Origin of the sequence: Larsenimonas salina (assembly GCF_023736155.1) — a bacterium.
GTDB classification, from domain to species: domain Bacteria; phylum Pseudomonadota; class Gammaproteobacteria; order Pseudomonadales; family Halomonadaceae; genus Larsenimonas; species Larsenimonas salina.
The window spans coordinates 122918-133495 of sequence record NZ_JAMLJJ010000003.1 but is presented as its reverse complement, the minus strand read 5'-3'; the positions used below and the strand labels follow the sequence as shown (position 1 = coordinate 133495).

8 protein-coding genes are annotated in these 10578 nt (G+C 60.0%); 5 read left to right on the top strand and 3 right to left on the bottom strand.

The window, feature by feature from the left end; translation table 11 throughout:
- Positions 1–76: 76 nt before the first annotated feature.
- Together NAT23_RS07715 and NAT23_RS07710 are read right to left on the bottom strand one after the other, a co-directional pair.
- Entirely contained in the window at positions 77–2179 is a 2103-nt protein-coding gene (locus NAT23_RS07715) for a TonB-dependent receptor (protein ID WP_251927003.1), read from the bottom strand.
- A gap of 165 nt (positions 2180–2344) precedes the next feature.
- The gene (locus tag NAT23_RS07710; protein ID WP_251927001.1) at positions 2345–3553 is read right to left on the bottom strand and encodes a hypothetical protein; all 1209 of its coding nucleotides are present in this window, start codon (positions 3551–3553) and stop codon (positions 2345–2347) included.
- A gap of 158 nt (positions 3554–3711) precedes the next feature.
- Here NAT23_RS07710 and NAT23_RS07705 point away from each other — a divergent pair, with 158 nt between their 5' ends.
- The 5 genes from NAT23_RS07705 to NAT23_RS07685 all read left to right on the top strand — a co-directional run bounded on the left by NAT23_RS07705 (position 3712) and on the right by NAT23_RS07685 (position 8778).
- Positions 3712–5424 carry a thiamine pyrophosphate-dependent enzyme gene (locus NAT23_RS07705; RefSeq protein WP_251927000.1) on the top strand — a complete coding sequence of 571 codons (1713 nt, stop codon included), beginning with the start codon at positions 3712–3714 and terminating at the stop codon, positions 5422–5424.
- 5 nt (positions 5425–5429) lie between these two features.
- Entirely contained in the window at positions 5430–5564 is a 135-nt protein-coding gene (locus NAT23_RS07700) for a DUF2256 domain-containing protein (protein WP_251926987.1), read from the top strand.
- A 158-nt stretch (positions 5565–5722) separates the two neighbouring features.
- Entirely contained in the window at positions 5723–5923 is a 201-nt protein-coding gene (locus NAT23_RS07695) for a CsbD family protein (protein WP_251926985.1), read from the top strand.
- A 207-nt stretch (positions 5924–6130) separates the two neighbouring features.
- A complete protein-coding gene (locus tag NAT23_RS07690) occupies positions 6131–8059 on the top strand; it encodes a putative nucleotidyltransferase substrate binding domain-containing protein (protein ID WP_251926982.1) in 1929 nt (642 codons plus the stop codon).
- Positions 8056–8778: a 3'-5' exonuclease gene (locus tag NAT23_RS07685; RefSeq protein ID WP_251926980.1), complete on the top strand. Its 723-nt coding sequence runs from the start codon at positions 8056–8058 to the stop codon at positions 8776–8778. The genes NAT23_RS07690 and NAT23_RS07685 overlap by 4 nt, the downstream gene beginning before the upstream one ends.
- A gap of 93 nt (positions 8779–8871) precedes the next feature.
- Here the strand turns inward: NAT23_RS07685 and NAT23_RS07680 are convergent, their stop codons facing one another.
- Positions 8872–10515, bottom strand: coding sequence for a BCCT family transporter (locus NAT23_RS07680; protein WP_251926979.1), 1644 nt, complete (start codon positions 10513–10515; stop codon positions 8872–8874).
- Between the last annotated feature and the right edge of the window lie 63 nt (positions 10516–10578).

Genomic DNA, 10578 nt, shown 5'->3' with positions numbered 1-10578 from the left:
TTTACAGGGTCGAGGTCAGCGGTGTGGTCGCTGACCTCGACCGGGCACCGGGTACGAGACCGGTGCCGGGAGGCGCTTAGAAATCCGCTCTGTAACCGACGGTCAGCGTGCGTCCGCGCCCGGCGAAGTAGCGCGAGTCGTTGACCAGGGCGCTTTGCGAGTAGTAGGTGATGTACTGCTTATCGAACAGGTTCGAGATGCCGACGCTGAGCGTGCCGACCGGCAGTTTGCGGCTCACGGCGGCGTCGACCAGGGTGTAGCCGTTGAAGTCCTGCTCGTCGCCGTCGTAGTCCTCGTCAAAGGCGTGGTTGGCCTGAACGAAGCTCGACCACTTCGGCGTCCACTGGGCCGACCAGCTCGCGATCAGACGATCCGGCGCCACGTTCAGGCCGTCGAGGTCGGAATCGAGCGTGCCGTTGTTGTCGCTGTCGTAGCGGCCGCGAATGTGTGAGTAGGCAAGCGAGCCGTGATGCGCCGGTGTGAACTGATAGCCAACCGATGCCTCAATCCCATCAATCTTGGTTTCCTGACGCTGCATCAGGAAGGCGTCGTCGACTTCGATCAGGCGGGAGCCGAAATCGGAGGTCGAGACGTAGTAACTGAGCCCGGCGTCGAGGCGGCCATCGTCGTAGCGAACGCCGGTTTCGACGTTGTCGGTCACCAGCGGGCGCAGGTTCTCGACGCTGTCGACCGACTGGTTGGGCGAGCTGATGCCACGAAGCGCGCGGCCGACGTCCGGCACCGAGAAGCCTTCGGAGTAGTTGGCAAACAGACTCCAGTTGTCGATCGGGCGCCAGACGATGCCGGCGTTATAGAGCGTTTCCTCGAAGCTTCTGGAACCGCCCTCGACATTGACTCCCCCACGCCCGGCAACGGTCTGGTAGTCGTCGACGTCGAGGTCGGCGTACTCGTAGCGGGCACCGGCGGAAAGCGTCAGCGACTCGATCGGGGTGACATCGACCTGAACGAAGGGCGAGACGTCGGTGTATTCGATTTCAGGCACGTAGGTGCGGTTCGTGCGATACAGCGACTGCTCGGAACGGTCGACCATGACGTCGAAGCCGGCGGTCAGGGTGATGCGGTCATCCCACAGGTCATTCTTGGTCAGTGACGATTTGAGGCCGTACTTCTGGGTTCGCGCCATGGACTGATCATAGAGTTCGCCGTCCGGGGCGATGCTCGGGTCCTGGAACGAGCTGGAATTGGTCGCCCCGAACAGGCCCTTGAAGTCCTGATAGAACAGCAGCGTGTTCAGGTGCATGCCGGCGAGGTCGTAGTCGTCATAGGTCAGGCCAGTGGTCCAGACCTTGTTGTATGGGGCCTCGCCCGGTGGGTTGCCGCGCCGGGAGGTGGTCTTGATGCCGCGGTCGCGGTCACCGTCGACACTCGTGTAGTCATCGTTGCCGCGCACGGTGTAGTGATTGACGCTCAGTTGCAGCCGCTGGTCGTCGTTGAACCAGTAAGACCCCTTCGCCAGCATGTCGTAGCTGCGCGAGTCCATCAGATCGCCCTGGGTGTTGTCGACGCCGATGTTGTCGCCGTCCCCGTCGACGTACATGCCTTGATCCTGATACCCAAGCGAGAACACGTAGTCGAGCTTGCCGGTGTTGCCGCTGACGCCGTAGGTGGTCTTGTAGCCCATGGTCTCGGATTTCAACTGCGAGGTCGGGGTCGAGGCCTCGACACGCACGTGCTGAACGAACGACTCCGGCGCCGGGCGCTTGGTGATGATGTTGATCACTCCGCCGGTGGCCCCGAGGCCGTTGGTCGCATTGGCGCCCTTGATCACTTCGATGTGATCGACCATCGCGAAATCGATGCTGTGGAGCTCACGCCCGGTCGGGCGCAGCGGGTTCGACTGCGGAATGCCGTCGATCATGATCAGTGGGGTGCGGCCCCGAAGCGTTTCACCGCTGCCCGACATCTTCTGACGCGGTGGCGAGTAGCCAGGCAGCAGATTGCTCAGGATCTCCGAGGAATCCGAGGTGAAGCTCTGCTGCTTTTGAATCTCTTCGTGGCTGATGATGCGAATGACCTGGGGAGAGTCGTCCTTATCCGCGCCGGTTCGGGTGGCTGTAACGACCATGGATTCCGGGTCGGCTGTATCCTGAGCCGTTGCGTAACCCGACATACATGCAAAAACGATGGGCGCAATGCCCGCTACCTTCGAAAACTGCATAGCCCTGTTTCTTCCTTTTTATAGTGGCGGGGCGTAAACGAACGCGCCTCGTTAATAGTTATAATTTTGATTAACTAATGTTAATGACAATCCTTATCATTACACGTATGTGCAAGAATTGGGAAGGCTGCTTGCACTTTTCTTGCGTTTTTTAAAAGGTGAGGTTCAGGCGCGGCGTACCCCGTGCGCCAAGGCCATAAGCGGACGCAAGGCGAGCGCCAATAACCATAAAACGGGCCAAAGCACCAAAAGCCACACAAGAGCCTGCACGAACCAGGCGGGCAGGCCGGTCAGTATTGCCAGGCTGGTGCCGAGCGCGCTTATAAGAGAGGGGTGGGTGACGACCAACCACGCGGTACTGCCATACACCAGCCAGCGCGCGGTGCGTGAGCCGGCCACACCGCGCGCTGCGCCGGCAAGGAGCGCTCGGCGCTCGACGGCAGTCGTTGCGCGTGCGCTCTGGCCTGCCCGTTCGGCGCGAAGGGCGGCGCCGGCGCGAACGGCCTTGACGGTGCTTGCGATCACCAGGACGTCGAGCCCGGCCGAGGCGATGTCCCAGCCCCCGATGGCGTGATCGCTTTGGGCCTTGCGCTCGAGCCCTCGAAGCCCGCCGGTAAAGAAGTCCGACAGTACGCTCAGGGTGCGCTCCCCCTGAAGCCAGTGCGCCGCGCCGTTTTTATCGACCACGAACTGATCCAGAAAGCGGTAGCCCTGACGGTTCAGCAGTGCGATTGCAAGCGTTGCCCGCGCCGTGGGCGAGACCGGTGCGCTCTCGTCCGAGGTGCGCGCAGACTGAGGCTCAGATTCAGATTCAGATTCATGCGCAGACTCGGGCACGTTCGGGGAAAGAGTGTCCGTGTCGGCGTCGTCTTCCCACCAGCTCATAAGCGACGTCGACCAGGTCTCTGCCTTGTCGGCGGCCCAGAGCTGGGCGTTGACCAGTGGCAGGTCGTTGGTTTCGAAGTAATGCACCGGCACCACCGTATCCGCGCCAAGGCGGTCAAGCGCGCGTTGGAAGTCGGGGTCGAGGCCGTGTTCGATCAGCACCGAGGGGGCCATCTGTGGGTGCTTGAGCATGGCGCGGCGGGCGGCAAGCGTCAGGGCTTCGTCGCTGCTGTAGGCCAGAAAGAGACGGTTCAGCGCCTGGCTTTCCGAATCGAGCGCGCGAGCGATGTCCGGCGGCAGCGCCTGGTGGACCGACACCCGCACCAGTTGGTCGGCAAACGGGGTTTTCGGGGCCGAGAGTGCCAGGGCGAGCGCCGCAACCGCGGTAACCACCACAGCGGCCAGCATCTTTCGGGCCAGCGTTTTCAGGGGCAGTTTTTTCAAAGACAGTGTTTTCAAAGACAGTGTTTTCAAAGACAGTGCGGCCATGGTCGATTCCGCCTTTTTTGGAAGCTTGCGCACATGTAGCGCCTGGAGTATCGCATCGCGCTTGTCTTAAGTTTGGGCTTATCTGTGATGCCAACTACCTTTAGCCACAGACCTTGGTCTTAGCCAGGGACATCGAGTGACGCGAAAGGAGTCGTATCATGAGCCAGAATGTGGCCGAAATCATCACCGAAACCCTGATGGATGCCGGGGCGAAGCGCTGTTACGGCGTGGTGGGGGATACCATCAATCAGCTGACCGACGCGATGCGTCGCGCAGAGCTTGAGTGGGTGCATGTTCGCCACGAGGAGGTCGGTGGATTTGCCGCCGGCGGGGAATCGATGATCACTGGCGAACTGTCGCTGTGCGCCGGAACCTGTGGGCCGGGTAGCCTGCATTTCGTCAATGGCCTGTTTGACGCGCATCGAAGCAATGCACCGGTGGTGTTCATTGCCTCACAGATTCCGACCAGCGAGGCCGGCGTCGGCTTTCCGCAGGATGTGGATCAAAAACCGATCTATGAACAGTACAGCGTGTTCTGCGAGACGCTGACCAACCCCAACCAGGCCCGGCGCATGGCGGCGATGGCGGCGCAGGCTGCGCTCAATTCCCGGGGCGTTGCGGTCTTGATCGTGCCGGGGGACCTCTTCACGCAAACGCCCGAGAACGACCTTCCCTACCGCGCCCAGCGCTTTAATCCGATCATCCGCCCGAGCGCCGAAGAGTTCGTACCGGTGCTGGAGGCGATCAAGGCCGGCAAGAAAATCTCGATCTACGCAGGCTTTGGCTGTGAGCACGCCCGTGACGACGTGCTGGCGCTGGCGGCCAAGCTCAATGCGCCGGTGGCCTGGACGTCCCGCGCCAAGGATTTCATCGAATACGACAACCCGTTCGAGGTCGGCATGACCGGCGTATTCGGTCTGGAAGGCGGCTACCACGCCGTGGCCGATTGCGACGTGCTGCTGCTGCTTGGGTGCAACTTTGCCTGGACCCAGTTCTATCCCGACAAGGCCACCATCATTCAGGTCGATATCAATGCCGAGCAGATCGGCAAGCGTCACCCGGTCGACATCGGCCTGGTCGGCACGGTGCGCGATACCTGTCAGGCGCTTGCGATGATGGTGGACGAAAAACCGGATACGCACTGGCTCGAAAAGTGCCGCGAGACCTACAAGAAGTCCCGCGCCCACGCGACCCACACCTCGAAAGACGACGAGCTGATTCATCCGCAGGAGCTGGCGCTTGCGATCAACCGCAATGCGAGCGAAGACGCGGTGTTCACCGCCGACGGCGGCAGCCCCATGGTGTGGCTGCTGCGTCATATCGAGGTCAACGGCAAGCGGCGGACGCTGTCGAGTCTGGTGCACGGCACCATGGCCAACGCCTATCCCCAGGCGCTTGGTGTGCAGGCGGCCTATCCGGGGCGCGAAGTCATTGCGATGTGTGGTGATGGCGGCATGAGCATGCTGATGGGGGATCTATTGACGCTCAAGCAGTTGAAGCTGCCGGTGAAGCTGGTGGTGTTCAACAATAGCTCGCTGGGCTTTGTCGAGATCGAGCAGAAGGTCGAGGGGCTTTTGGATGCGTTCACCGACCTTGAAAACCCGGATTTCGGTGAAGTTGCCCGCGCGGTCGGGCTGTGGGGCAAAAAGGTCGAACACAAGCACGACCTTGATGGCGCGATGCGTGAGCTTCTCGATCACGACGGCCCGGGTATTTTGGATGTGAAGGTCAACCGGATGGAGCTTGTGATGCCGCCGAAGATCGAGCCGGGTCAAATTGCCTCCACCGCGCTTTATTCCACCAAGGCGATGCTCAACGGACGCATGGACGACGTGCTTGATCTGGTCAATACGAACTTCTTCAAGCGCTGACGCCGATGGCGCACAAAAAGCCCAACCTGCCGACCAAGACCTGCCCGGTCTGTGGTCGGCCCTTTGCCTGGCGCAAGAAATGGGCAAAGGACTGGGAGAACGTCATCTACTGCTCCGAGCGCTGCCGGCGCACGCGATGAGCGCCTGCGGTGTCACGATTTTATTAACCATGTGACTAAAGATTCTTGGCTGAGCGCGCACATGACTTCTACGCTATAAGCATCTGCCGCAAGCGCGCAGCAGAATGATCGGCACGCTCATTGACGTACCGATTTAGACACCACAATGGAGGTGAGTCATGAAAGATTCCAAAACGGATAAAGCCGAAGGCATGATCGACAAGGCAACCGGCAAAGCGAAAGAAGCGCTTGGCAAGGCAACCGACGATCACGAGACCCAGGCCGAGGGCGAAGCCCAGAGCTCCAAGGGCGATGCCAAGAAAGCGAAAGGCAACGTCAAGGACGCCGTCGACAACGTCACGGATTCCAGCAAGCACTAAACAACTGTTGCTGCAGCCCACAATGACTGCAGCACGGTGTATCGAGTGTGATACGTTTTCAGGGGCCTTCGGGCCCCTGATTTTGTTAGTGGCGTTTAAGGTGTTGCATCGATCTGCACCCGTGCCGGTGGCACCCTAAGATGCATATCCTTACCTCTTTTTCAGCCCGGCAAAGCCTTACAATGATGACAGCGCAGAGGCGGTCCTATGAGTATCGAGCAGTTGGAAAGTCGCGAGCACCTCTCGCAATTTGCCCCTTTTGAAGATCTTGCCGATGAGTGGCTCGACCGCTTGGCCACCGAGGTCGAAATTCAGTACTTTCCGGCTGGATCGACGCTGTTCGAGACCGGGGAAGAGCTCACGGAGCTGCGCTATATCCGAAGCGGTGCTGTCGAGGTCAAACGGCGCAGTGGCCATCTGTTCAATCGGCTCGAGGAGGGCGACATCTTCGGCTATGTAGATATGCTCAGAGGGCGACCTGCGCGCTACAGCGCACATACGCTTGAAGACTCGCTGATCTATTTCTTCCCCAAGGCGCTGATTCAGGAGCTGTGCGACGAAGACGACGATTTTTCCGAGTTCGTTGAGGCCGGCGGCCGGCGGCTCAAAACCCGGGTCGAGCAGTACCACCGTGAAAGCAGTCTGTTGACCACGCGCGTTCGTCGCCTGGTGGTTCGCCGCCCGGTGATGGTTGAAAGCACCACGCCGCTTCAGACCGCCGCCCAGCAAATGCGCGAATACAGCACGACGTCGCTTCTGGTGATCGACCCGACCACCGATATGGACGCGACCACCTTCGAGGGACAGGACGAGCACTACTGGCATCTGGTCGGCATGTTGACCGACCGCGATTGCTGCACGCGTGTGGTGGCCGATGGTATCGACCCCCAAACGCCCGTGGGCGAGGTCATGTCGACCCGGCTGGTCACGGTGCAGTCGGATGAGTCGGTGTACGAGGCCATGCTGACGATGCTTCGAAACAACGTGCAGCACCTGCCGGTGCTGTATCGGCGGCGACCGATGGGCATCGTGCAGCTCTCAGACATCGTGCGCTACGAAACCCACAGCAGCCTCTATCTGGTCAGCAACATCTACCATCAGGCCAGTGTGGACGGGCTCGCCCGCTTAAGCAGCGAGGTACGCCAGTCCTTCGTTCGGCTGGTCAACGATGGCGCCAATTCAGAGATGATCGGTCGGGCGCTTGCAACGATTGGGCGCAGTATCATAAGGCGTCTACTTGAGCTGGGCGAAGAGGAGCTCGGTGCACCTCCGGTGCCGTACGCGTTCATGGTGCTTGGCTCCATGGCCCGAGACGAGCCGACCATCAACGCCGACCAGGACCATGCGCTGGTGGTTGATGATGCGTTCGACTTCGACACCCACGATCGTTACTTCGAGCAGTTGGCGGTATTCGTCCGCGAGGGTATGGCCGCGTGCGGCTATGCGCGCTGTAAGGGCGGCATCATGGCAAGCAACCCGCGCTGGCGTCAGCCGCTGTCGGTCTGGAAGTCGTACTTCAACGACTGGATGGATGACCCTAAGCCCGAGCACCTGCTTCACAGCAACATCTTCTTCGATCTGACCTGTGTCTATGGCGAGAATCGACTGGTCGAGCCGCTGCAGGAACTGATTGCCGAGCGCGCGCCGCACCGGCCACTTTTTCTGGCGGCTATGGCCCGCAACGCGCTCGGACGCACGCCCCCGCTCGGGTTCTTCCGAACGTTTGTGGTCGAAAAGGATGGCGAGCACAAGAACTCCATCAACATCAAGCGCCGCGGCACCGCGCCGCTGGTCGATCTGGTCCGAGTACATGCGCTTGCCTGTGGCTCCAAGGCCCAGAACACCTTCCTGCGCCTGGACGACATTAACAAGACTCAGCTTCTGGCCGAAGGCGTTAACGACAAGCTGCGCTACGCGTTCGAGTTCCTGTCGATGGTACGCATTCGCCACCAGGCGATGGACATCGAAACCGATCAGGAACCGGACAACAACGTCATGCCGGATAAAGTTTCGAGCCGTGAGCGTCATCATTTGAAAGAGGCATTTGAAGTGCTCAACAACGCGCAGCGCTTTCTGGCGTTTCGCTACCCGATGCCGCCGGACGCCGAGCGCAAGCGCAAGGGGCGTTCGACATGAGGTTGCCGCACTGGAAGTCGCGTCAACGGCCGAACTGGCCGGATTACCTAGAAGACCGGGCCAAGCGCGTTCGCCACCCGATGCTCAAGCAGTTTTTCCACGAGATGCGGCTTGATCCCGACCGGCCAATCGGCGAGACGCCGATGGTGGGGTTTGATTTGGAGACGACCGGTCTTGATGCGGGACGTCATGACATCGTAAGTATTGGTCTGGTGCCATTCACGCTCTCGCGTATTCCGATGAAGGAAAGCCGCTACTGGGTGGTGGCGCCGAGGCGTCAGTTGAGCAATGAGTCGGTGACGTTTCACCACATCACGCACAGCGAGATCGATGGCGCGCCTGATCTGGGCGATGTGCTCGGGGAAGTGCTTTCGGTGATGAAGGGTCGGTTACCGGTGGTGCATTATCGCCACGTCGAACGTCCCTTTTTGGACGGCGCGATTCGCGAGCGTCTTGGCGAGGGCGCGGTGTTTCCGCTGATCGATACCATGTCACTGGAAGCAAGGCGTCACCGGCGACGGCGCTGGGTGTGGATCCGACGGCTCATGGGGCGCCCGCCGGCGTCAATTCGACTCCACGAAAGCCGGCTCAGATACAACCTGCCGGCCTATCAGGGCCATCACGCGCTGACCGACGCACTCTCGACTGCTGAGCTTCTGCAGGCACAAGTGCTTACCCACTATAGCCCGGAAACGCCGCTCAAGACGCTCTGGAGCTAACGACGCGTTCTGGATCGGGCATTTTGCAGGCGGTAAACGGAAATAAAAAAGGCGACCTTGCGGTCGCCTTTTTTAGTGCATGGCTGTCCGTGATCAGACGGCCTTTGGCTCCGAGCGAAGACCCTTGACGATCGCAACACACGCGATCAGCAGGATGATCGTGAACGGGAAACCGGTAGAGACCACCGCGGCCTGAAGTGCGGTCAGACCGCCACCCAGTAGCAGGGCAATGGCGACAGCGCCTTCGATAACCGCCCAGAAGATACGCTGAATCACGGGCGCATCGAGCTTGCCTCCTGCAGTGATGGAGTCAATGACCAGCGAGCCGGAGTCCGACGAGGTCACGAAGAACACGATGACCAGCGTGATACCGATCAGTGAGGTGATCGTGGTCAGCGGCAGATCCTGAAGCATGACGAACAGTTTCAGCTCGAGCGTTGCATCGGCAACCGCGTTGAGGCCGCTTGCAACCTGCTCGATGGCAGTACCACCGAAAACGGTCATCCAGATCACGCTGATGATGGTCGGAACGATCAATACGGCGGTCAGGAATTCACGGACCGTACGGCCACGGCTGACGCGTGCGATGAACATGCCGACGAACGGAGACCAGCTGATCCACCATGCCCAGTAGAAGGCAGTCCAGCCTTCCATGAAGCCGGTGTCCTCACGCCCGAAGGGGTTTGACAGGCCCGGTAGATCCTTGCCGTACTCGACGAGGTTGGTGAAGAACCCGCCGAACAGCTCCATGGTCGGGCCGGTGAACAGTACGAATAGCAATAGTAACAGCGCCAGGAACATGTTGATTTCCGACAGGCGCTTCACGCCGCCATCAAGACCTGCCACGATCGAACACAGGGCAACGCAGGTAATCGCACAGATCAGGATCACCTTGGTCACGTCGGTGTTGGGCACGTTGAACAAGAAGTGAAGGCCTGCCGTTGCCTGCTCGGCGCCAAGCCCGAGTGAGGTGGCAAGACCAAACAGGGTCGAAAAGACCGCCAGTATATCGACGATATGGCCAGGCCACCCCCAAACGCGCTCACCCAGAACCGGGTAAAGAATTGAGCGCATGGTCAGAGGCAGGCCCTTATTGAAGGAAAACAGCGCAAGCGCAAGTGCGACGATGGCGTAGATCGCCCAAGGGTGCAGGCCCCAGTGGAAGATCGTGGCGGCCATGCCGGCGCTTGCCGCTTTGTCGGGATCTGAGAACATGACGCCCAGAGGCGACCACTCACCACCAGACTGCGCGGAAGTGAAGTGCGAGATCGGCCCGGACACCCCATAGAACATCAGGCCGATGCCCATGCCGGCGGCGAACAGCATCGAGAACCAGCCCAGATAGGAGTGATCCGGCTTGGCATCGGAGCCACCGAGTCGAATCTTGCCGAGAGGCGTGAAGATGAGCACGATGCTCAAGACAACGAATATGTTGCCGGCGATCATGAAAAACCAGGAAAGATTGGACGTAAGCCATGACCGAAGGTCGCCGAACAATGGCCCGACCTGGTCCTGCAGGGCCAACGTCAGTACGACAAATACAATGACAAGAAGGCCGGAGACACTGAACACCTTGGCGTGCATGTCTACGCTGACGAAAAATTTGTTGGTCTGGATGTTGTCTTGGCCAATCTTGTAATCGGTATCGATCAGATTGGCTCGACCATCGGGAGCAGGAACGCCTTCTTCGGGCGGCGCCACCCCACCTTGATTTTTACCGGAATCGTTATCAGCCACAGAATATTCTCCGTTATCGTTTGCTCACTGCGTATTCGCCAGACGCGAAAATACCTTGCTCCC

Excerpts from the sequence above, each read along its gene's own strand:
- NAT23_RS07715 (WP_251927003.1), bottom strand. The coding sequence starts at position 2,179 with ATGCAGTTTTCGAAGGTAGCGGGCATTGCGCCCATCGTTTTTGCATGT.
- NAT23_RS07690 (WP_251926982.1), top strand. The coding sequence starts at position 6,131 with ATGAGTATCGAGCAGTTGGAAAGTCGCGAGCACCTCTCGCAATTTGCC.
- NAT23_RS07710 (WP_251927001.1), bottom strand. The coding sequence starts at position 3,553 with ATGGCCGCACTGTCTTTGAAAACACTGTCTTTGAAAACACTGTCTTTG.
- NAT23_RS07695 (WP_251926985.1), top strand. The coding sequence starts at position 5,723 with ATGAAAGATTCCAAAACGGATAAAGCCGAAGGCATGATCGACAAGGCA.
- NAT23_RS07685 (WP_251926980.1), top strand. The coding sequence starts at position 8,056 with ATGAGGTTGCCGCACTGGAAGTCGCGTCAACGGCCGAACTGGCCGGAT.
- NAT23_RS07705 (WP_251927000.1), top strand. The coding sequence starts at position 3,712 with ATGAGCCAGAATGTGGCCGAAATCATCACCGAAACCCTGATGGATGCC.
- NAT23_RS07700 (WP_251926987.1), top strand. The coding sequence starts at position 5,430 with ATGGCGCACAAAAAGCCCAACCTGCCGACCAAGACCTGCCCGGTCTGT.